Annotated in this window: 10 protein-coding genes and 4 pseudogenes; 8 read left to right on the top strand and 6 right to left on the bottom strand. The window is 42.0% G+C overall.

Features of this window, described 5'->3' with window-relative positions; genetic code table 11:
* Positions 1 to 3: 3 nt before the first annotated feature.
* Both AAHH42_RS14890 and AAHH42_RS14885 read left to right on the top strand, forming a co-directional pair.
* Positions 4 to 189 (top strand): hypothetical protein, encoded by a 186-nt coding sequence (locus AAHH42_RS14890; protein WP_425286298.1) that lies wholly within the window; start codon positions 4 to 6, stop codon positions 187 to 189.
* A gap of 14 nt (positions 190 to 203) precedes the next feature.
* A pseudogene (locus AAHH42_RS14885) lies at positions 204 to 419 on the top strand (transposase); the annotation flags it as partial.
* A 28-nt stretch (positions 420 to 447) separates the two neighbouring features.
* On the opposite strand, the pseudogene AAHH42_RS11460 reads toward AAHH42_RS14885, so the two are convergent.
* From AAHH42_RS11460 to istB, 3 pseudogenes are all read right to left on the bottom strand, one after another.
* Positions 448 to 1,154, bottom strand: a pseudogene (locus AAHH42_RS11460) (IS5 family transposase); the annotation flags it as partial.
* A 114-nt stretch (positions 1,155 to 1,268) separates the two neighbouring features.
* A pseudogene (locus AAHH42_RS11455) lies at positions 1,269 to 1,376 on the bottom strand (phage tail length tape measure family protein); the annotation flags it as partial.
* Positions 1,377 to 1,439: 63 nt separating this feature from the next.
* A pseudogene (gene istB / locus AAHH42_RS11450) lies at positions 1,440 to 2,198 on the bottom strand (IS21-like element helper ATPase IstB).
* Between the two features lie 125 nt (positions 2,199 to 2,323).
* Between istB and AAHH42_RS11445 the strand changes: the two are divergent.
* From AAHH42_RS11445 to AAHH42_RS11435, 3 genes are all read left to right on the top strand, one after another.
* The gene (locus tag AAHH42_RS11445) at positions 2,324 to 2,770 is read left to right on the top strand and encodes a hypothetical protein (protein ID WP_119797185.1); all 447 of its coding nucleotides are present in this window, start codon (positions 2,324 to 2,326) and stop codon (positions 2,768 to 2,770) included.
* 418 nt (positions 2,771 to 3,188) lie between these two features.
* Positions 3,189 to 5,264 (top strand): YadA-like family protein, encoded by a 2,076-nt coding sequence (locus AAHH42_RS11440; RefSeq protein WP_342221166.1) that lies wholly within the window; start codon positions 3,189 to 3,191, stop codon positions 5,262 to 5,264.
* Between the two features lie 202 nt (positions 5,265 to 5,466).
* Complete coding sequence (locus AAHH42_RS11435) at positions 5,467 to 5,592, top strand: hypothetical protein (RefSeq protein ID WP_275887678.1); 126 nt, start codon at positions 5,467 to 5,469, stop codon at positions 5,590 to 5,592.
* Positions 5,593 to 5,828: 236 nt separating this feature from the next.
* Here the strand turns inward: AAHH42_RS11435 and AAHH42_RS11430 are convergent, their stop codons facing one another.
* On the bottom strand, positions 5,829 to 6,851 hold the full coding sequence (locus tag AAHH42_RS11430) for an IS630 family transposase (RefSeq protein WP_342222070.1): 1,023 nt from the start codon (positions 6,849 to 6,851) through the stop codon (positions 5,829 to 5,831).
* Positions 6,852 to 7,322: 471 nt separating this feature from the next.
* On the opposite strand from AAHH42_RS11430, the gene AAHH42_RS11425 reads away from it, so the two are divergent.
* Positions 7,323 to 8,169 (top strand): IS5 family transposase gene (locus AAHH42_RS11425; protein WP_342221165.1). Its coding sequence is split into 2 segments (ribosomal slippage): positions 7,323 to 7,711 and positions 7,710 to 8,169, totalling 849 coding nucleotides; the frame shifts between segments, so codons are not numbered across the junction.
* Here the strand turns inward: AAHH42_RS11425 and AAHH42_RS11420 are convergent.
* Complete coding sequence (locus AAHH42_RS11420; RefSeq protein WP_240313833.1) at positions 8,098 to 8,364, bottom strand: IS630 transposase-related protein; 267 nt, start codon at positions 8,362 to 8,364, stop codon at positions 8,098 to 8,100. The genes AAHH42_RS11425 and AAHH42_RS11420 overlap by 72 nt on opposite strands.
* Before the next feature lie 430 nt (positions 8,365 to 8,794).
* Between AAHH42_RS11420 and AAHH42_RS11415 the strand changes: the two genes are divergently transcribed.
* A complete protein-coding gene (locus AAHH42_RS11415; RefSeq protein ID WP_342221164.1) occupies positions 8,795 to 15,817 on the top strand; it encodes a TcdA/TcdB catalytic glycosyltransferase domain-containing protein in 7,023 nt (2,340 codons plus the stop codon).
* A gap of 50 nt (positions 15,818 to 15,867) precedes the next feature.
* On the top strand, positions 15,868 to 16,260 hold the full coding sequence (locus tag AAHH42_RS11410) for a hypothetical protein (RefSeq protein ID WP_342221163.1): 393 nt from the start codon (positions 15,868 to 15,870) through the stop codon (positions 16,258 to 16,260).
* A gap of 96 nt (positions 16,261 to 16,356) precedes the next feature.
* Here the strand turns inward: AAHH42_RS11410 and AAHH42_RS11405 are convergent, their stop codons facing one another.
* Positions 16,357 to 23,898 (bottom strand): FG-GAP-like repeat-containing protein, encoded by a 7,542-nt coding sequence (locus AAHH42_RS11405; RefSeq protein WP_342221162.1) that lies wholly within the window; start codon positions 23,896 to 23,898, stop codon positions 16,357 to 16,359.
* Between the last annotated feature and the right edge of the window lie 48 nt (positions 23,899 to 23,946).

The following is a 23,946-nucleotide window of genomic DNA, read 5'->3' as shown; positions in this document are numbered from 1 at the left end:
TATATGCCAGCCCTTAGCTCCATCACTTACAACCCAATAATAAAATCTCAATGGAAACGATGGGTAAAACGAAATAAAGGGGGAAAAGTCGGTGTCTGTGCTGCAATGCGTAAATTACTCCAACTGGCCTATGGCGTGCTGAAATCAGGTCTCCCTTTTGATACAAAAATAGCGCTTGCAAAGACGTAATCAAGACGGTATCTGTCGAGCACACGGTGTTTGATAACGCCCTTTTGCGTAAACGGTCATTGGTTGAAACCGTTTTTGAACAACTACAAAATATGTGACAAATAGGGCAGATTCGTCACCGCCCACCACAGCATTTTATCGTCAATTTACTCGGCGGCATCGACGCTTACTGCCTTACACCATCCAAACCAAAATTAGCTCTGCATTGTGCAAATATCGTCACATTATAAAATAGTCGGCTTATTCCGAACTCAGGTTAAGCATACCGCTCACATTTTCGTTAACCACTCTTTCACTGGCTAATTGCTGATTACTCTTTTTGTCTTCTTTCGTTAATGGATCATTTTTGCGCTGTTTTTTAGGCAAACAGGTGTTTTCATGAACCTTCTTTATTCCCTGATATCCCGTATCAGTGATGACTTTAATTTCAGGATGAAGGTGAGTACCTGATTCTTTAAACAACCGAAAATCATGGCGTTTTCCGTTTGAAATACTTTTTTGTTTTTCTGTCGACCACTACCTGGCTTTTTAACGTATGTTTTTTCTTCTTGCCTGAATAAAAGTGCTTTTGTTTTTTTGGGGCGTTCAATCGGGGTTTCCGTCGCATCTATTAGTACAATCTCATGCTCCACCTTACTTCCTTGTAGCACTTTACGTCCAGGCAAGGCAAAATCCCGATGTTTTATAAGCGTGTTTTCTACCCACCTACTCGTTTTATACGCTGAATTTTCGCTTACCCCATAATTTTGGCCAATATGAAAGTAGATTCGATATTCCCTGATATATTCCAGTGCCATTAGTAGCTGCTCTTCTAGGGTAAGCTTATTCTTGCACCCCCCGCGCGATTTTTTCTGTTGGTCCGCATCACGGAAAATATCAATCATTTTTTCAAATGTTGGGCACTGTACACCCGTTAACCGCCGAAAGTTTTCATCTTCTAATTCTTTAATCTGATTGTATTTCACACACAGTACCTCCAGTCAGCTATTTTTATAAAATTTCCGCTTTTAACGCTAGTTTCGAAAGAGGTCTAGTGCATTGGCAATACCGCCAAAGCTGTCCCGGATTTTTCCCCCTTACTGGATGGCAATCAGGTACAGCGGCATCCCCCCGCCGGCAATCGAGGTCGCAATGTCGGTAAACTGCATCGGCAATTGATGTAATGCCATCTGGTATTGACCTGCCAATACGGTCCCTTTTTCCACGTGGCTTCTTGCGCGTTATATCAACAACAATCTAAAAGTGATCCACTACACTTTTGGTTTGTCCATTAATCCGGCTTGTTTTTTTTCTCTGATCCGATAGCTTTCTCCTTTGATTTGCAAGATATGTGAGTGGTGTAGTACCCGGTCTAACATAGCGGAGGTGAGTGCTGTGTCGTTTGCAAACACCTGGCCCCACTGACCAAACGCAAGTTGCTCGTTAAGATCACTGAAGCTTTTTCATAGCGTTTGGCTATGACATCAAACAGCAATTTGGCTTCATGTACGGTAAAGGGCAGATAGCCGATTTCATCAATAATTAGCAGCCGGGGTGCCTGTACGGCGCGCAGCATGACCTGTTTATAGTTGTCTTGTCGCTGCGCTGTGGCCGGTTGCAGAATTAAGTCAGATGCACTGATAAACCGGGTTTTGATTCCTGCCTGCACGGTTTTGTAACCTAGCGCTATGGGTCTTGCCCACTCCTGAGGGCCCCAGCATCACCACATTCTCCTGGCGCTCAATAAATGACAACGACGCTAACTCAATGACCTGTTTTTTTGGCATACCAGCGGCGAAGGTAAAATCAAAATCCTCCCGCGTTTTCAGGCTGGGGAATCCAGCCATTCGGGTGAACATATGCTGCTTCCGTTGATGGCGTGAACGCTTCTCACACTGCAGAATCTGCTCCAGGAAGGTCAAGTAATCCCACTCTTGTTGCGCAGCTTACTGGGCTAAATCGCAGGCATTTGCATCAATCCCCGGCAGTTGCAGTTCTGACGTAAGTTCGCCAATACGCGATAATTGCAGCTATATCTTTTGCGAAACCGCGTTCGTCAAGATAAACCAACGATTTTCCCTGCTTTTTATAGCCGTCTCTCTTTTTCTGGAAGCTGTGCTGTGCGACTTCACCCAATGTAGCGATCAGCGATCCTTTGGTTTTTATTATCAATAATCCTTGGGGCTTACAATTCGCTCGGCTAATAAAAAACAGTCGATTTCAGTCGGAGACAATTAAAAGCCAGGAAGAAGAAAAATATTGGTATAAGGTGTATCGATTAGAAGCGGTGGTGCAATTGCAAAATCTGCTGGAAAGCACCATGCATAAGCTGACTTTTGACCAGATCCGGCAGCCTGTTTTAAATCTGTATTATTACAAAAACAAACAACAGCAAGATTCAGTGGTAAAAGTACCCGCCATACTGAAAATGCATCAAGAACTCGCGACAGCGCAACGCAACAAACAAGCCGTGGCTATCCCCAATGCCAATACGCATAAATTAGGTTCTGGAATCCATGCGTACGACTTACCTGCCGTGAAAAATGCTATTAATAAATTTATTGTTGAGGTGTTGAAGTTATCACCTGTATTAAATAAATGACGAACACCAAGCACAGCAAATGGTGTTGAATCCACGGGGCTATCCCACTGAATGAACAGGTTTTCCGGCACACCGGATAAGAGTACAAAACGTGTGATTTTTCTGAAAAATTTGAAGCTTGCGTAATATTAGTCCACTCACTGAAAAAAACAGTTCCTATTTTGGTAACTATCGCGTTTTATTTCTTACCCTTAGTCTGAATGCGCTTATCACGAATATATGCATGCATCACTAAGTGGAAAAGAAGTATGAAACATTCAATTTCCCAGCTCCAATCTTGCTCCATAAAAAATAAATTTGCCTGTAAAAATAGGACGTTGCCATTGCGCAACGAAATAATATTATGAATAACAAATTAATTTTATTGTCCATGTTACTAACTAACATGATTCTAGCCAATTATTCATACGGAGAGGAAGTGACTGACGAAACTGGCGACAAGAAGCACATAGATACAGCTGAAATTAAGAATGATAAGTATGGAATTATGAGAAAAAATGCTCTTGCAGCAGGTCATCAAGCTACGACTGATGGAGATAATACTGTTGTGTTAGGTAGTCATTCTACAGTTAAGCAGTACGGAAGCACAGCTGTTGGAGCTAGCGTTACAGTATCTGGTATTAATGCCACCGCAATTGGTAATAATGCAAAGGCAGAAGTAGACGAATCTGTAGCCTTAGGTGCTCATTCTATAGCAAACAGATCATCAAAAACCATGACTGAAGCATTTTCGAATAAGGCCGTTAATTCGGAAGGTGAAGTTTCTGTTGGTAATGATGATTATGAAGAATTACGTCAAATAACTCATGTTGCGGGGGGTACTGAAGACACTGATGCCGTTAATGTTAGACAATTAAGAGCGGTAGATAACAAAATCCATGATATGCAGAACGCCATCAGCCATAACGAAACTAACGCCAAAACAGCTTTAACCAGGACGCAACAGCATGAAACTACGGCCAGTACACATGCCACGAATGCTAAAACAGCTTTAGACGCCGTCAGTGATCACGAGGCTAAAGCCAAGACAGCCTTAGACAATATTCAGGAGCATGAAACTACGGCCAGTACACATGCCACGAATGCTAAAACAGCTTTAGACGCCGTCAGTGATCACGAGGCTAAAGCCAAGACAGCCTTAGACAATACTCAGCAGCATGAAACTACGGCCAGTACACATGCCACGAATGCTAAAACAGCTTTAGACGCCGTCAGTGATCACGAGGCTAAAGCCAAGACAGCCTTAGACAATACTCAGCAGCATGAAACTACGGCCAGTACACATGCCACGAATGCTAAAACAGTTTTAGACGCCGTCAGTGATCACGAGGCTAAAGCCAAGACAGCCTTAGACAATACTCAGCAGCATGAAACTACGGCCAGTACACATGCCACGAATGCTAAAACAGTTTTAGACGCCGTCAGTGATCACGAGGCTAAAGCCAAGACAGCGTTAGACAATACTCAGCAGCATGAAAATACGGCCAGTACACATGCCATGAATGCTAAAATAGCTTTAGACGCCGTCAGTGATCACGAGGCTAAAGCCAAGACAGCCTTAGACAATACTCAGCAGCATGAAACTACGGCCAGTACACATGCCACGAATGCTAAAACAGTTTTAGACGCCGTCAGTGATCACGAGGCTAAAGCCAAGACAGCGTTAGACAATACTCAGCAGCATGAAACTACGGCCAGTACACATGCCACGAATGCTAAAACAGCTTTAGACGCCGTCAGTGATCACGAGGCTAAAGCCAAGACAGCCTTAGACAATACTCAGCAGCATGAAACTACGGCCAGTACACATGCCACGAATGCTAAAACAGTTTTAGACGCCGTCAGTGATCACGAGGCTAAAGCCAAGACAGCCTTAGACAATACTCAGCAATATGAGGCTGATTTCAAGACAGCTATCGAGTCGACTAAAAATTCCGCTCAATTGACCCACTCCAGCGCCCATCAGGCGCGAGCGTTAGTGGGGCAACTCGAAAGTGAAATATCGCACATCGGTAAGATGGCTAAGCAAGCCCCTGATAGCGTCATTCATATCGGTCATGATTTAGGGGGCAATGCCATCTCTGTCGCGGGAAAGCAGGGGGATAGAGTGCTTACCGGTGTTACCGATGGCATCAGAGATCATGACGCCGCCAATATCTCCCAGTTAAATCGCGTTAACAGAATGACGACTGTCGCACATGCATTAGCCTATAAAAATGCATCAAAAATTAATAATCTTCAATATGAGTTATCTAAGACAAACAAAAAAATTGACCGAGGACTAGCCACATCTGCGGCGTTAACAGGGCTTTTTCAACCCTATAATGTAGGGAAAGTAAACGTTACGGTTGGAGTTGGAGGGTATAATGCCTCTACGGCCATCGCTATCGGTACCGGATATCGCTTCAATGAATATACGGCGGTGAAAGCGGGTGTCGCTTATTCTGGAGAAAATAACCTCATGTACAATACTTCTTTTAACCTTGAATGGTAATCAGCTGGAATGGCCAAGCAACGCTTAATAATGATCTTTACATTTAAGTTATGTGGCTCAATCCACTGGATCAATTTTTCACCAATAAAAAACACAGAGGGTGCCCACACCAGAAAGTAGTTTTATGGATGGGGAGCCTGTCCTGAAAATTGTGTAAGTGCCTATATTCAGATAATTAGTGAATTTAAAAAGGATATGAGCAATGGCAAGAACGAAGAGATTACCCGATACTCCCCAGCAAGCACAGCCACGACGAATAGCCGTAATGGCTATTCGTCAAAGATCCTCATTTTCCAGTACGGTGAATTACCTATCTAACCTCAATTAGGGATAAGCATACATTAGACCTCTTTCGAAACCTACTGTGTGACGCGAATCCTGCGTTGCCCGGTGCTCGCAATCCTCATATACTTATACACTCCGGTTGCTGTGCGCCAGGCGCCTTGACTTAGCATCACTCGCTACGGTTTGGAAAGAGGTCTATTGTATCTCTAAAAAAAGAAAGCGTTATGTTACAAAACGTGATGAAAGAACCGTCAAGAGATGATTTATACCCAAGTGAAATCAAGATGCAGGATTTAGCGCCTGGCAATTATCGTTTAAGCGAGATACCAGAGAACTTGCCATTTGTGGTAGCTTCACCTCAAAGAAGTTTAAGATATCGTTCTTAAAACTCTGTTTAGATGGGTAATATCTATTGTTTCGTGTTTGCTCATTCATCACCTTCCACAATCGCTCTATCGGGTTTAGATTCGGGCTATACGGCGGAAGGTAATGAAGCTGGATATTCAACGTAAGCGCGGCGTCTTGCACAAGCTGTGAACGGTGATAGCCTGCACCCTCGAGGATCACATGTGCCGTTGTCGTGATGGGATAATGCGCGCGAATGGCAGACAGGAAGTGAACCACATTTTCGCTGTTAATCGTCTCATCATCACGGATTATGGGGTTAGCCACATTCTGGATGTTCAAGGCTCCCATGATATTCAACCGCGTTCTGCTCCCGGTGGTCTCTATCGTTTTATCCTGGCCTTTTCGTATCCAGCCGTAGCTTATTTTGGTGGCTTGTGTCGGATGAACGGCATCAATAAACAGTATGGGGTCATTACCCGCGGCGTCTTTCAATTCGCTGTAGGTCTTTATAAATTGCTGCTGTTTCTCAACGGCAAATTTATGCGGAACACCTTTCGGCTTTTTATAGCTAAAGCCCTGCTGCTTCAACCCTTTATACAGACCTGATACGGTAAAGGTGATGTTCCAGCGTCCAGCGATATACGCCACAATTTGGTGATTGTGGTGGTAGAGCGGCTGGGTGAGATGTTCAACCAGCGACGTGGTCTGTTCCGCATTGAGATAGCCATCGGAGCCGCCATTTTCAGGCTTGAGCTTGTTGAGTTTATGATAGTCTGTAAGGTGGCGCCGCACCGTGGTTTCATTAATGAGCTGTGAGTGAGCAATCATAGGGGGAGTCCAGCCGTCTGCGGACAACAAAACACACCGGATCCTGTCACAGACACGGCGGTCATGGCTTTGACGATGTTGGGCTTCGAGGGTAATTTTCTGGTCAGCAGTCAGCTCTATTTTCATGGCTATGAGCATGATCCTTATCGACTTCAAAATCAAGCATCTTCATTGATCACGGGTATATATTGGCGCGACACTCCACCAAGCACTTGAAACCTTTGCTGCATCTATCAGTGCTCACTCTGAGTATAAAATCACTGCAGCTCATTTCGCTCAATACCTTGCCGACCATTATGGTGAAATAGCGAAAGACACGATTATTGCCACACTGAAAAATCAAAAATGGATTTTATTACAGAATAAATAGAATAGCTTTGCTCGTCAAGACTATTTTTATTGGATAAATTTTATATGATTGTCTCATTATTCGGCCTATAAAGAGAGGACCCTATTTTAATACTACCCCTCATAACAATGAAAGACTCTATTATTTATTGATATTGATTATCCCTCTCATTATTTTTTATTAGACCTCTTCGGAAACTAGCATTCATGTAGGAATTTTGTTAAAAATCTCCTGAACAAGGAGCCCTCATGAAATATGAAGTAATAAAGGTACTGGAAGAGGAAAAATTTCGTCGCTTAACCGGTGTTAAACGCAGTAGATTTGAAAAGATGATAAAGATATTGAATAAAGCGGATAAGTGTCAGCAAGGGAAAGGAGGTCGGAAACCCAGGCTGTGTTTAGAAGAGCGCTTATTAATGGCCCTTGAGTATCTACGAGAATATCGCACTTATTTTCCTGTCAGCCAAAGCGATGGGGTGAGTGAGAGCGCCTGCTATGAAACGATTAAATGGATAGAGAATACGCTAATAAAGCATCCTGATTTTGCCCTACCTGGACGCAAAGCTTTATTAAAAAGTGATAGGGAGTATGAGCTCGTTCTTATTGACGCCACAGAAACGCCGATTGAACGTCCAAAAAAAACAAAAGCAGTTTTACTCAGGAAAAAAGAAACGACCCACCTTAAAAACCCAAGTGATCGTCGATAAAAAAAGCAAAGTAGCCATCTGTACAACCTTTACTAATGGGAAGCGTCATGATTTTAGGTTGTTCAAGGAATCTGGTGTGCGAATACATCCTGAAATCAAAACAATTACAGATACAGGTTACCAAGGGCTTGGCAAGATCCATTCAAACTCGGCGTTGCCTAAGAAAAAGACAAAGAAAAATCCCTTAACAAAAGAAGATAAACGCAACAATCTTAAGTTATCAAGCCAGCGTGTATTAAACGAAAATGTCATTGATATGATTAAACGATTTAAAATTGTATCAGATCGTTATCGAAACAGGCGAAAACGGTTTGGATTAAGATTTAATCTGATTGCAGCAATTTATAACATGGAAATTAGACAAATGAGAGTTTCCGAAGAGATCTAATGTTTTTTTATAGCTAAACCCAGCGCGTTTTAACGCATCGCAGATCCCTCGAGCACTGCCCCCCATACGCTGAGCTCGTTCGTATTGAGACACGTCAGGATAGGTTTCCACATCAAGGAGCAACGCGGCGCGATTTATTTTGGTCGCCGGTTTATTACGCGTCAGGCAAGGGTCGATACGTTTAGCCCAGCGCATTAGACTCGCTATCCCCACACAAAAACGTGTCGCCGTTTCGGCAGTGTCATCTTTGAATTCATCAGCCTTGGGGGCGCATGATGCTTTTATTAATAAATTTTATTATTAAATTATACTGTGTTCATTATATTAACGAATGCAATACTAGGTTATTTAACCCAAGGTAAATTTATTCTTTTTTATTTTTTAAAATAAAACAAAAGATTACTTATTGATATTTTTGCATTTTGCATAGAATTGGTGTAAATTACGTGCAGAATGAATTCTTTTTATTCTAAATCAATTCCTTGCATAATAAATTCCGCTGTATTAACCCTGCCTTTTTCTTAAAACTTATTCGAAGTCTCTATGAGCGACGCCTAGACGCGGGAAAAATTGTGTCACATTGATTACCCCAATAATATTAAAATTACAATCAGAGAATCAAAATATGGAACGTTTAACAATAATCAATGAATTAGCAAAAATAAAAAGAGAAGATCTTTCTTACAACGATAACATATTATATAAAAACTTTATCGATGCAAAAGAAAAATATGAAATAATCACCCCCGCAGTGACTACAAAACAAGAAATGATACTATTATTAAAGATGATTAATAGTATCTATCAAAGCATTTCCATTATATATAAAAATGATACACTCCTAAATAATAAATCACTTAAAGATTTGTTATTATCTCGCACAGAGAGACTTATGGAACTTGTAAATAAAACCTTACATTTTATTTGTCTTGGCAAGATAGAAGATATCCAACGGGAATATATCAACTTATGGATACAGCAAAATCCTGATTATAATATAAAAATATGGACTGACAATACTACCTACTTGGCACGCGAACTTTCTACCTATCTGCAAAAACAAGTCAGTAAGGAAATACTCAATGATCCCCAAAAAAACCACACTGCTTTGTATAATACTTTTAAGAAACGTATTATTGATTGGCAAAATAAAGCCTATAAGTATATTAAACAACAAATGGAAAGCCCTACTATCAGAGCTACTTTCGATCAAGCGGCGCTGAATTTTTTAATCAACCATCATATCAGCACATGGGAAGAGATCGGCAATATCGATACAATCCATCATAGCAGTTTTATTTACGCTTTAGCCAAATTAAAACAAGACAATCCCGACACCATAATTTCTATTGAAAGTATAAACACAACGAATTATACAGCAAAAGAATATCAGATATATGTTAAGGAACTGGTTCTAAGAGGGAATTTGGCAGCGGCTATTGATATATTTCGTTTACTGATATTAAGAAAAGAGGGCGGTATTTGCCTATATACCGATGTATTGCCAGAAATTAATAAAAAATTGTTTATCAATATAATCAAAAAAACATCTAATGACCCTCAAGGGATGAGAGAACAAGCTACTATCGTCAGAACTATTCTTGATCAACTCATGGAAAAAAATAAAATTCCCGGGCGATTGGCGCTCATGGATAGCTATCAACTTGCCCCTATTGACTCACAGATTAAGCAAGCCATCGAAACCGTACTCACATTGGCGCAAAAAGAGCATATTCCGCTATTTGTGCCATTGGGAGAACTCAAAGTCGATGCTTATTTTCAATGTAGTTATACTAATGGCAGTAATCAAATACTTATCGCCCAAAAAAACAGCCTCTTTATTGAGAAGCTTTTGGTTAATTTAGAAAAAACACACCAGATAATTGATAACAAGGACTATAATATTAATGGCCTCTCAGAAAGATTGACATTACCAGAAAAAGTCAGCCCTCAACTTACCATATTGCTCCCTAAAAAGCGATTCAGTTTAAATGCCCACGCCTTAATAAGCTACCGGCACGATATCATGAGCCGATATGACCGTGTGACCCCTGAGCTGGCAGGTGTTTCTGCTTATGATCGTGCCTATTTCCAACTACTGAGCGATATAGATATCGTATCGTTTAAATATGACATGCCCTATAAATTTCAACACTTGATCAGCCCCCCTTTTATTCAGGCTTCTTTTTTAACTGAGGAATTTGACCAATCACGCCTTAGAGGGACAATGCGCTACCTTAATACTTTTACCCTTCATCCCCAATACCACGCCCAATATATTATACAACTTTATGACAACGACCCAATTTCTGAAGCAGCATGTCGATCCCTGTATTATCAAAACACTGAGCTTAATGCTTGGTACCGTTACGATAGAAAAAATAATCAGCTAAAAAAAGTAGAGTCAGCCGCTAACTTGCATCTAAAACATGAAACTCGCGTTACGTTAGTTGGTAATGGTAGTCTCATCGCTTTTTCAATGGATACAATAGCGCATATATTAGGCAAAAAATCTTCAAGAGGCGGATACGATAGAGTAAATAGAAAACAAGTCACCCTCCTTGGCTGTGGGTTGACTAACATGCTGCCCACCAACTCGCCTAAACGAGGAGAACTAAAACAAGGTATTATCAAACAACTCTATCAATCTCTTCGGTCTAATAATGTATTCGTTAATAGTATCATTGTTCAAGAAAGCCTGTTTACTATCGATGTAATGGGCCATCGATGGAGTGGTCAACTATTTTCTGAGCGAGGTCGATCCCTACACAAAATTGATTGGATCCCAACAAAAGTAGATGCTGTAAAAATTAAATTTACCCGACAAGATAATACCATAACATATGAATATCAATCTATTGAACAAGATGTGGCACGGCGTACTAAAGTGATTACACCCTTTGAAAAAGACGGCTTTCTGCTCACAGATACAATACAGCTTTCGACTATCTATATTACCGAACTCAGTGACTGGGTAACTGAGACTTCCGAAAAATTAGACGGATTAATGGATGAAGATATTGCTAGAAGCATTAAAACAGGTGCTTCGTTGAACACATCTCTGTTGATGAATAGCGAGAGTATGGTGCTGATAGCAGGTATGAGCGCAGGCTGCGGTGAAATTTTGATAGCTGATGGTCACTATCATAAAATCGCTATTTTGATGAAAATTTTGGAACAAACCCAGGAGAAGAAAACATACAAAGATTGGTTTGAGGCGCTTACTCTTACCTGTGGCAGAAAAAGACTCGAAGACCTGATAACCAGATTATTTGGCGATCCCCAAACCGCTTTTCTACGGCTGAAAAAACGTGTAACACATAATCGGTTTACTTTTTACCAATTTAATCTTAATGGTAATGCAGATCTTATTCTGCAAAGCAAACACAGTAAGGAAATGATTAGCAGAATTTATCTAGGCGATATTGATGATAGCTTACTTGTTGAAGACATGCGTGACGATGACAATCCAACCAAACTCAATAAGGTAACAGCAACGATTACTCAGCTCAACGCGGCTATCAATAAATTAAATCGGCAGCATACTATTCCTCTTCATTATTACTCTTTTTTCCAACGCCAAGATAAATCTGAACAACCTAATAATAAAAATACTCAATTGATGGAAAAATATGGTAATACTAAATATATACAAAAATACGAAAATTTTAATTTTACTCGTCCGCACCCCAATATCCATGTTATTAGTCGGTTCAATTTACGAATGAGACTCAAACGTACAGAATTGGCATTGAAAGATAAAAATCAGTCTTTCAGTAAGGACTGGGTAATGATATTCGCAGAGGTAAAATACAATCCAATCGGTTCAAAATATGTCATACCTTTCATTAATACTAAAGATTTCACTAGCGTAAAAGAATTGGAAGTTTCTGATAATTTTTTTGAGGAGTTACGTCAGTATTTAGATGATCAGACACAATCTATTGATCAGTATCATCAATTCGCACAAGGGCGAGTACGCCCTAAATTAGTGGGTAAGATAGGGGGGGCCGGTGGTATCGCCAGTGTCTATCATTCATTTTTGTCTGTATATGATGCTTTTCAATATGGTGTTAATCAGATACCAGGCGATTCTATGCTAGCCAGAGCAGTACAGGCACATGTGTATATTTCTTTGATGGCAGACAGTAACAACCTAGCGAATACGCTAGGCACCGCGGGTGAGCTAACCCTCAAGGCGATAGCAAATCAGCTAAGAAATAGCGGTCATTTTGGCATCGCAGCGACGTCTCTCGGTAAATACAATACCTTATTGGCAAAAGGAAACTTGGCACTCAGTATCTTCAGTTTTGGATTGAATTCGTTTGAATTACTCCTGGCTGAAAATGAGACACAACGTAGTACTGCACTAACGAGAATGGCCTTTGATATCGTGAGTATTGTTTTGGGATGCGTCGGTTTAGTATTCACCTCCCCCTTTGCTGTAGTCGTCTTATTCGTTGTCGGTATCGCACTCGCCGTTGCGAGTTACTTCATATCACTCATGGTAGAGAGTGCCCTTGAGCGTATAGAGAAAGCCAAAGCCATCGGTCGTTATTTTAATAATATGAAAACAGGATGGATTCGGGGAGGATTCTATCTGGTTAAAGGTACATTAGTCCCCTATACAGGGACAGTTATCACGGAAATCAATTTAACAGATACTGATAATATGTTTGTCACCTTTGATGATAATGGGCAGAGAATGCTTAAAATGGCAGATACTTTTACCCAGATAACGCCTAAAGCTTACGCTAATCTAAGAGAATTATATGGTGTTGGCAAAAAGCAGGAAATCGTTGCATTGCAACAAGAAGATAATGATTCAATCACCTTAGTCTTACCTACAGCACCTGAAGCGACGATGGAGCCAAGGTACGATTCCGTCCTCTTTGTGCAACTCAGGGGAGATGCTGAATTTGACACCGAACGGTTTTTTGCTAAACAACCTGACTCCGGATTTATATTTGAAGACAAAGAAAAATATAGAGCTATTACCGCTCTGAAGTTTGATTATAAATATACCGAAATAAAAATTTTCTTGGGTACCACTCCTAAGTACAGGTTGATTGCTCCAGGGGCAGGGGAACATCAGCGAGTTATCGACAACACTTACAAAAAATATCTTCACTACAGGATTTATGCCCCAGAAGTAGGAAATACCTCTATTTTACTACTGTTGAATAAAGCACAAGCGGATATTACGATTGAATGCGAAAATAAAGCTGTGCAGTGGAATATCAATGCACACCACCTCACGGGTATTAAAACCAGTTTTCATGTCACTAATGAAGGATCTGTCCAGATCTATTTTGATCGTCTCGTGGATAGCGGTAACCGTGAACGCACTAGCGACAAAATAACGATAACCCTTATCCACCGTTATACCACCAAGACAACGATTCAACTGCCTGAAGGGACCTTCGACGTTAATTTAAGGGAGTGCCGTCTTATTCCTTTGATATTTGATGTCAGTATTATCCCCAACCTTGCTCAACAACGTGATAAAAAAAGCGCAGTGAAACGGCATATCGCCCAGAGTATTCAAGGCTTCGGTGAGACAAGAAGATATATCAATGTCAACGGGTTTACACCTGACCCTGACGAGCAGAGCGATGATCCCTGCATTTATGCCTTCGCACAAGACACTTTTCTCTATACTGCTAGCCACCAAAATACACTCTTTGCTGGTACGCAACGCAAAAACGTCCGGCTCATCGTCCCCTACGATGAATGTGCCTGGTACCAAGGTGATCTTGTTATACCTGCGATTGATGATCCCAATGTCATGTATACCTATGAAAATATTATTTGGGTATCAGAAATTGAAACCCATAGGTTACTACAAATTTATCTTCCTCTATGTCATAGACCGACTATTACAAAAAACACCAATCACACAGAGGTATCACCCCTAACACTTAGCAAGAACATACTGCTCGCACAAGCCATACTCTTTGATCAAGAATACGTTTATAACGGTCAGAAAATCCGGATCAAGTATATGATTGATATATCAGATCCTGAAGAAAAACTTGCATTGATTGAAATAAATGGTTTACCCACAGAGATCAGGGATCAATTAACGAGAGATCGTGATCTCACCCACCTAATTCGTTTTATGGAAAGAACATTATCTAGCCGTCAATTTTCATTTCAGCACCAAAAGATCAATCCATGGCGGAGAGTGGGGCAGAATATTAAAGAACTGCGTAACGCTAAGACTGATACCACTATCAGCATAGGAAACAGGCTAATATGGGCTCTTAAAGACAGCATGGCAGTGACCGGAAATATATCAGCCAACATCAGTAACAGCATAGTGAATAATCCTGGCTACCTGATTAATCTTGCTGGCGTTTTTAAAGAATTTGAAGAGCCAGAAAAAATTGAAGAGTCTTCGGAACCTGAAGAGTCTTCAGAACCTGATGAAAAAATTGCAGAATGCAAAGAATCGAAAGAACCTAACGAGTTGAAAATCTCCAGAAAATCTGAGAAACATAAGGGATGTGCAACACCTAAAGCCCCCATACAGGTGAATTACTTTTTCTGGAGTGTAGTTATTCCCCATAACGATCCGACAAATGATGATAAACCACTTCACGCACTTTATGTACAGAAAGATAACACCGACGCCAAGGCAATGAATCTAGCGGATTTCGGATTAACTAACGGTGAGGTATTAACGATAAAAAATGCCCTGATTACTACTAAACAGGGTTTTATTTACCAACTTTCTAATGACAGGATCCTCACCTTATCAGGCATAGAAAACGCTTTTATAGAAAACAACCGAGATTGGTCAATAGCCTTTGCCACTCATATAAAACAACTACAAGGATCCACGAGAAAAAAAGAAACGATTCAAATAGCGCCTCACCTTAGTATCTCTGGTTTGTTACAAGGTGATGAAAATCAATCGATTCCTTTGCTTGCTTGGTATGCCAAAGATAGTCAACATTTTGTTATATGTAAGACTGACCTGGGCCAAAACTTGACAATTTGTGGAATATCGGATGGCCTCAAGGGAGCGTGGATGCTGAATAACAAGGGCGTAAAGAACAAAGAAATTGGCTACGTACCTGTCATGAACGCCTCTTTATTACCCAGTCTTTTTACTGGTTCTGTTTTGCAAAATGAAGACTCGGTCCCGGCTGCCAACGTGCTAACGTTAGATAACATGTTAGGTGATGGCTTCATTAGTGCTCGAGTGAATAGAAAAGGAACAGTGATAGAAGGTGACATACAAGGTGTTACTTCCAAAGGGATCCTACTTAACATCAGCATGACGCATGATAACGAATTTAAAATAACATTAATTGCAGTCACTGATATTTTTACCGATGAATACCGTGGAGATCATTTAAAAACGGCCCTACACAGCCTTTGTCAAAACTATAGCTACAATGAAATGGTTATAGTGGCGTTACCAGATAATAAAAAAGGCTACTATCAACCGGAGAAAAATATACTTTTTATTCTTGCCAATGAGAAATACAACTACTTCGGTTTTGATAGTAAGAAAATTGAAGCTTATTTTTCACGCTGTGATGAACAGTATTTAATCAGAATCAACAGCCAGGGTCAGGACAAGCTCATAGATAACCAACAACACTGTTACCAACGTGAGGGGGGGTTATTACCCTAGATACGGGTTCTACCGTAACACTGTGTCATGATGCACATCTCAACATCGATGTGCCCAACCTGGTCATCTCGACATCTGTTGAGCAAACTGAAGAGGCTTCATTTAACTTTGAGTTCGCGTTATTTGACTACCCCATAATATGGTTGCTTCACTACGGTAAAGGCGCATTGCTTTGCCACATTTCTCCTGATATCGGTCCAGCAAATGTCAAAATCTCAAAACATAGCGATACTCTATGCGTGATTATCAGTAATACGCTAATTTTCATCGCAAATGTGTTTGAGCCTGTAAAACCGGCAGACAATGCCTATCATCATAAACTGAAACTGGTGTTCTCCCGTGAACACAGTATTTCAGTTAACGCTATGAAAGAACACTATCTCAGTGTTGCTGGCAACACCAATGATGGCCATATGATTATCCCACTGCCGGCTCTTGGCTGACATGACTACTCATGAGACCTCTTGCATAACTTGCTGTGTGGTGTGAATTCGGTTTTACATAAAAAAATTAAGGCGCTGGTGGTCAGCACCTGAGCCTTAATGCACCAGCAAGGGTACAGTTGCCCACAAGGTATTAATCTGTGCCCGTAAATTATGATTCTGCAATGAGGGCATACTCCCTTGTACGGAAGAAAGAGTAGACATCACACTGACCATTTGAGCAATATTTTCACCGCTTAGCTGGTATCCCCCTGCTTTTATGGTTTCTACTGAGTATTTTGGTTGGCTGTAATAGTTTTTAATCAGCACGCTTCCAGTCACTGTGCCATTATCGGCACCCCTAATCAGCACCTTGAGAGACTTATCCTGTTTTTCTAGCCATATTTTTTCTTTAGTGATGCTCACAGAAACAAATGCTAACGTATCTTCGCCACCACTTTCGGTGATGATATCGTGACCATCACCATTGGCAAACTGATAAATATCGTCTCCTTTGCCCGCTTCAAGGGTGTCGTTGTCTCGCCCACCAGACAGAATATCGTTCCCTAAGCCACCATAGAGGAAGTCAGTCCCCGTGCCCCCGTCAAGAATATTATCACCTTCTTCAACCCATAATATATCGTTGCCTTCACCTCCGTTTAGCGTATGATTCCTGCCACTATAATCTGCCACCATGTCGTCCCCAGCCAAGACATCCAGCTGGTTATTGCTAAGGGCCGTTCCATTATAAATTACGACTCGGTCATTACCTGCGGTAGCGTTCACCCGTCCAAGTGAGACTTGATTTGCGTCATCAACATATAATTCGATTACGTGGTGAGTTTCACTGATGAGTGATAAATGCCTGTGCCGCTCGTTTTTCATAAAGTGGCGAATACGTGTTTTAGGATACTGTGCTGGCTGATCACGATGACTGAGCACGACATCATCACCCTCTATTGCCAAACGGATGTACTTAACGGGAAAGGGTACCGATAAACTATCCCGCCGTACATTTTTAAAATTCTCTTCAGAGCCATCATAATTGTCGATAACGACTTCACGTTGAGGGTTTGTCCCCTTGATAAGATAAAGGTCAGCTCCTCCTTTCCCCATCAAGACATCGTTGCCTTCCTCGCTCAAAAATTGGTTTTTGTCATCATCGCCTTCTCGTCGATCATGATACGGGGTATCTGCGGTAAACAGTTGGATGAACTTTGGTAGCAAAATGATACTGTTACGACTTTTGCCACTCACAGTAATCTGCCCCTGATCTTGCTCATTGCGCGTAACCTGATGAAGCTGTATCTGCTTATTCTTCAATCCTAAAGTACGATTTTGCCAACCGCGATCCAGGTTGGGCTCATATTTCGCTATCAGTGTTGTGATCAACTGCCAGCTATTTTCTGGATCCTTAGCCACCTTCGACGGCCAGCCTTTTATCAAAAAACCATCACGGGTATACAGGAGAAAATCGTGTTGTAGTTCCTTTTGTTTACCGTTTGCAGCAGTAGCATACATATGGTGTAGCTCTAGTGTAGTCAGTGTATGATTATCGTTACGTAAGCTGATAACAATATGCTCCCCACGCAGCGTCACAGATTCTATTTTATCGGCTTGATAATCAATTAGAATATTGCTGATGTCTTCTGTGTTCCCTGTTTTCTGTAAACTGATTAAAACAGAGTGCTCCTGGTGATTTTGCAGAATACGATAGCTATCTGTGCCTGTGCCGCCTTTGGCCGTTCCCTCCGATAAAATCAACACATCATTGCCGCCATTACCGATAAGTACATCTCGGGATCCTGCCCCGTTAAGCACATTGTTACGATGATTGCCGATCAGAATATCGCAGGTTTTACTGTGTCCTTGCGCATTTTCAATATTGCGTAAAATGGCTAGCCGTTTATTTTCGTCGATGACCATTTCAGTTTCTTTTATTTCACCTTCTGTTTTATTTTTCGCTATATAGCCGACATAGTTCGAGGCAAGATCGATCAAATACCCCCGTCCATCCGTAGGCTCAGCCGTTGCCATCACGATATCATGGTCACTCAGTGGGATAGGAGAGGTAGGATCTGTCCCCCCATCGAGTAAACTCGCTTGACCTGATACCGGGCTTCCCATAAGTAAAAAACTGTCCGCATAGCGTCCACCGGTAAAGGTTTTTTTGCCGGAACCCACTTCAAAATAGTTACGTTGTTCCCAGGAGCCAGTCGCCGTATCATCACCTTCATCCAATTTGAACCAAACTATCCTATCCTGCTTACGTACAGCGACAAAGGAATGCGCGTTGACCTCTCCGGCCGTATTGAGCGACAACAATACTTTTTGGCCTGCTTCTCCTCGCGTGATCCCCATAATATGTTGCTGCTCTCGTATTGCCAGAAAATTGGGCTGATCATCGCCGTTTTCATCCCGCTCTCGACGGGTATGACCGTCAATCATTGTGCCAAACTGCCCATCAGCTTTCCCCTGGGCGAAGGTATAGCTGCCATCGTTGTTGACAATCACCAAATCTGCTCGACCATCTTCATCTATGTCATCGAGCTGTATCTGTGAAGTTTTAATCCCCATCACGCTGTTGAACATGTCGCCGAGCCGCTCACAAGACTGTGTGTTCAAGGCAGTAAATTTTTTCTGTCGATTACTACTGCCCAATAACGTGTGTATTTTTCCTTCTTCAGTGAATGAAACGATATCGTCACAACCGTCGCCATTGATATCAGCTACGCCTTGGTGCACATAATGGCCACTAAAAAACGCGAGAGGAATAGCAGGCACTATAACCGGTATGGGATCTGAATTAACTGTTTGTGCATGTATCCGCTGATAGAGATGCATTTGGCTTCTACTGAATGGCGTATTAAAGGGGGTTAGATTAGTCAACGAAAAGATGTCAGTAGAGATAGGGGTCAAAGGTTTCGGCGAAAGTAACGTGTTATAAATGCTAAATTTTCCGGAACTGGTACCGTAATAGATCCAAATCTTTCCACCACTAAACGACACCAAATCAGCATGGCCATCACCATCAATATCACCGCATACCGGCCCAGGATTTGTTAAATCGTTCAGAATATCTTGCGGCAGTGTTTGTCTGAAAGAGGAAAAACTCCCATCCTCTTGTGCCAACATAATGTTCAGAGTAGTCGTTGCCATCACGGATGAGTTCGAGGAAAAAATAATAATATCATCGCGCCCATCAGAGTTAATATCACCGACCAAAGGTCGTGGATGAGCAAAATCGCGCGCCCGAAAGGGCATATTTTCAATTAATTGTGCTTGACGATAAGCCCCATTTTCACCCGCGGTGAGCAGATAAAATCCCTGAGGAGCAAAGTAGCCAATATCCAGACGACCATCCCCGTTAAAATCCCCCATCAGCGCGTGATAATCATCACTCTCCAGATTTAATGCACTACTGAGCACCAGCGAACTCTCTCCCTTATCAACGACAAGCCGAGCTACCTGCTGCTGACGCCGACCGGTGAATTGTGCTCGCACCGCATTGCCGCTACCTGCATTCGCATCAATGGTATCATCGATACTCTGTAAATCATTTGGCGTATAAAATTGATAATTACTGTCTTGCAGATAGGTGTTAATAAACTCTTTTTGATTAAAATATCGACGTCGACGATATTGCGCATGCACGGTTTCACTTTCTTCAGGCCTAATGTTGTCTTTAATCACCTGATTGTCGATGTAATAGACCGTCGGATTGACATGCCTCGTTGTGGTATGCCTGGCAGGTTGCCCCATCAACCGCTTATAAGGATGTGCTTGTAGGGTGACCTGGCCACGGCTGTAGTAAAGGGTGCTGACATTACGACCATGATTGAGGAAGTGCATGGCGTATTGCTCTTGCTGGTCATTGTACTGTTGACGCACCTGATCTAATGTCTGTTGGTAGCTTGCTTCATTTGAAATAGTGACATCCAGCGGCCGATGCCAGAAAAGCAACCAGCCGCTGTGCAACGTCTGCATGAACGTTAGATTGACATGTTTTTTCAGCTCTTCAATCTGACGTATTGAAGAATAAATCTGTGAGGAGATAATCAGTATAAGCCCTGCCGCGAGCGCCACGGGTCCTGCCACTGTGGCTGCGGTTCCCCCTAAGGCACAAGCGATGGCGGTGCCGATACCCACGGCAGCCCCGATAACCGAGAGTGATCCACTGACAATCAAATCCTGTCGTTCTTTTTTGCCAGTAGTATGGGATAAAGCCGAAAACGACTCCTGTGCATTGTAAATATCGAAACCACTGCCAATCACACTTAATATTGGTCCACCAAATCTCACTATCTTTTGGCCTACCTTGAGGGATGACGGCTTCGAAGCTGAGCTGATGGCAGTTGATCCCACTGTTTTACTGGAATGCAATCCCGTTATCAATTTCTCTCCCAGTTTGTTCAAACCATACTGGGTGCCATCAATAGCCAAATTAGACAGTAAAGAAGCTGCTGACATCTCTAGACGAAATAACGCCTCCTGTCTCTTTGGATCCGATAATTCTTCATTTTCGAGTATTTCAAAATATTTTGTCAGATCATAGATGCCACGGGCGTAACCGTATCCCTGCATAGTTGATCCGCCATAATGGCTGAATCGATTAATATGCCGATACTTGTTTGCAGGCGCCTGGGTATTTAGCCTACCTACCGCTATGGCTACTCTGCTTGATGCTGAGCGATCGACGAGCACAGAATTACCGGTTGGTGCTGAATGTTCAACTCCCAGTGTCCTGTTTTGTTGTGGCGCTGTTTTTTGCCCACTGGTCGCTTGCCCCGGCACGCTAGGCTGCCCTGGTGCAGAGGGTTGCCCGGTCGAGATACTGTTACTGGAATGGGTGAGATAGTAATTAAGTCGTTCAAGATCAAAATGCATCCCTGAGGTTAACGTAATATCAGCTAGACTGGCAGCACTGATGGCATTACCTTCAATGGTTATCTTCATCTGATCCAGCAATTCGGCGGCGAGATCCACATCATGAGTAGGCAAAGACACCGCCGATTGTTGTAAATTGTCTGAAAAATTGTCAAATACTGTCCGTAACTTGTTGAGCACTGGCCAAGCCTCTCTCGCCTGCAGGAGGTTGATTTGGTAAATCTCGAATGCGTATTGACCATTGATTTTTTCCACGCCATAACGTTGAGCACGAGTTTGGTTGTTGGCCTGGTCATTTTCCTCCTCCAGGTAATCGTTGAGTAACGCCTTAAGTGCCTCGGCAGTTTTTGTGGCATAAACCCCACGAAGATGTACCTCTCCTATATGGGGATCATACAAATAATAAACATGTTGTTCATTCTCAACACGGATAGACAGCATCAGCACATGATTGGCTGTTTTTAACAAATAATCACCGACACCAGCAGTAAAAATAGAGACTGAAGAGCGGGTAAAAACCGGCCGTTTACTGATACCCGATTTCTTTAATTGATTGAAGGTTTGAGATAATTCCCTCGCTAACGTGATTTGCGAAAAGGAATAAGTCGGCATTCTATTAAAAAATAGTGCTCTGAAAAAACGTTTCGCATTGCCTGATGAGCGTGCATCAAGCCAAATCAAGCCGAGAGCCACCGCTTCAGTCCAGGTATATCCCATATACAAGCCGTGAATGGCATCGCTCGTTTGTGCCTCAATGTCAGGTAACCGCTTCGCTTTCATCCCTGCGTTTTGTAACGCTACTTCACCCGTTTTTTGCCTGCTGTACCAGGCTTCACTTTTTTCCAGTGCTACTTGCCCACTTAACGAACTGAGTTGAGAATGTATTCCTCCTAACTGCTTCAATTGACGAACCTGAACACTCCACAACCAATATTCCATTTCATTCACTGTGGTTAACATTAATCTTTGGACATCCAGCTCACCGTCACGTTGGAAAAAATCGAGAAGATCGGCACGCTGATTAGCATCCAGCGAAAAAAATGTTATTTTTTTAGGTGAAAAAGTCAGTTGATAAACCAGCTTCCTTGTCCGCTCCAAACGTGCTGCCAAAGTCATTTCCGGCGCAGTCACTTCTTTTTGTTGCGAGGGCTGGCTAGTACCTGTTGCTGGAGCAATAGGTAATCTGCTCCCTTCGACTTTCTGATAAAAAGTATCCAGGTCTAACGCAAGTTGCTCGGTGATTTGCTGCTTTAGAGATTTAACAGGGGTGACAGATGAAGCCTCATCTTGTGGGGAAATAGAAGATCCACTGAGTAAATCAGTGAATATTTTTTGTGTAATAGTGTCGGCCTGTTGTTCAACAAATTGAGCAGGTTTGCCTATTTCATAGGTATCATAATCAAGCAGGTGCTCGTTCACTTTTTCTTTTAGAAAGGGTGTGCTGACTTTCGGCAAAATGAGTGATTTTATCACTTGATCAATTTTATCATGCAGCTGTGCTATCAATTGTTGAAACACAGACTCTGTATGTATTAATTGTTGTTCTTCCTGTTGATCCATCCATTGTCGTAACGATAACACGGACGGATGAAGTGGCAGCAACATTGTCAGTCTTTTAAGTAGTGAGCTCATTTTTAAAACAGTGCCGAAAAGGGTACGCCGTAACATACTCGGAATAATTTTAGCCTGGATCTTTTCTGCAAAAATTCCCGCCAAAAATGTATCCAGTTTTAGTTGATCAGTGATTTTTTGTGTCAAAGATTCGGCTGTTTCGGCAGGAAGCACCTGTTTATTAAAATCGGATAAACGACCTCCAAGTGGAAACTGGTAAATAGCACGACCGAAGGTTGCTCTGTTACCCTTCTGATGAACAGAAATATTGGCAGGTAAAGGAATATTTGTCGGTAAATTTACCTTTTGTCGTGTCACGCTGTTTTGTATTGAAATAAACGTCGGCATTTCTAAAAGCACAAAAGGATTGTCTCCTGTGCCAATTGAGGCGACGGTAACAAAAAATTGGATACCTTCAGCTTCGTCTTTAAACTCAATTTGTTGTCCGGCTGTTGTTACCACTGTTTGTTGTAAACTTTTTTTTAGCTGTATTCGATAGTTACCTGTGCCAAAGAGTGGCTGGACGCTGAAATCTTCAGAGAGTGCCTCAGGGCCAACACCAGATAAATGTAAATCGAAATGACCCTTTGCAAAATCGACACGGGCAAAGGCAGTTTTTCCATCCAATAAAGGCATGGCAATCATACTACCCACATCCTCCTGGGCAAAATTTCGGTTTACTTTCCACCCGTTTTGTTGGCCATTGGGGGCAAATGTGCGTTCAATATGTAAAGGAACTAACGTATTGTTCAATAAGGTAGCTAACGATTTTCGAATAATTTCAGCTGCCTCTTTTTTTACAGTAGCAGGATGAGGGGCGATTTGGCTGATCATCTCCGCGAAATCGTTTTCATGTATCCGTGGTAACACGAAAAATTTGAGAATAGTTGCTACAGAGATACCTAGTTGAACTCGCTGTTCCCGATAAGTTTCGCTGGTGGCATATTGCACTGAGAGTAGATTACTTGGCGTATTTTGATACATGAAAACGTCTTGCAACACCCTCGCCAATTTGCTCTGCGGAAGCAGGGCGGTAACGATTTCTATTGTAGAGCCGAGTTGTTCCGGGCGTTGTAGTATGTCGATAAAAATAGTTTTGAGGGTATCCGAAGAAGGAGTAATTTGTTGAGGGAGTGGGGTATCTCGTTTTGCTGTCAGCATAATAATTCTCTCCGTAGATGATATGCTTCGCGTATTAATGGCAAACTC

It is taken from the genome of Candidatus Fukatsuia endosymbiont of Tuberolachnus salignus, assembly GCF_964030845.1.
In the GTDB taxonomy this organism is placed as follows: Bacteria; Pseudomonadota; Gammaproteobacteria; order Enterobacterales; family Enterobacteriaceae; genus Fukatsuia; species Fukatsuia symbiotica.
This window is presented reverse-complemented; position numbering and strand designations above follow the sequence as displayed.

Excerpts from the sequence above, each read along its gene's own strand:
- AAHH42_RS14890 (WP_425286298.1), top strand. The coding sequence starts at position 4 with ATGCCAGCCCTTAGCTCCATCACTTACAACCCAATAATAAAATCTCAA.
- AAHH42_RS11435 (WP_275887678.1), top strand. The coding sequence starts at position 5,467 with ATGGCAAGAACGAAGAGATTACCCGATACTCCCCAGCAAGCACAGCCA.
- AAHH42_RS11430 (WP_342222070.1), bottom strand. The coding sequence starts at position 6,851 with ATGAAAATAGAGCTGACTGCTGACCAGAAAATTACCCTCGAAGCCCAA.
- AAHH42_RS11420 (WP_240313833.1), bottom strand. The coding sequence starts at position 8,364 with ATGCGCTGGGCTAAACGTATCGACCCTTGCCTGACGCGTAATAAACCG.
- AAHH42_RS11415 (WP_342221164.1), top strand. The coding sequence starts at position 8,795 with ATGGAACGTTTAACAATAATCAATGAATTAGCAAAAATAAAAAGAGAA.
- AAHH42_RS11405 (WP_342221162.1), bottom strand. The coding sequence starts at position 23,898 with ATGCTGACAGCAAAACGAGATACCCCACTCCCTCAACAAATTACTCCT.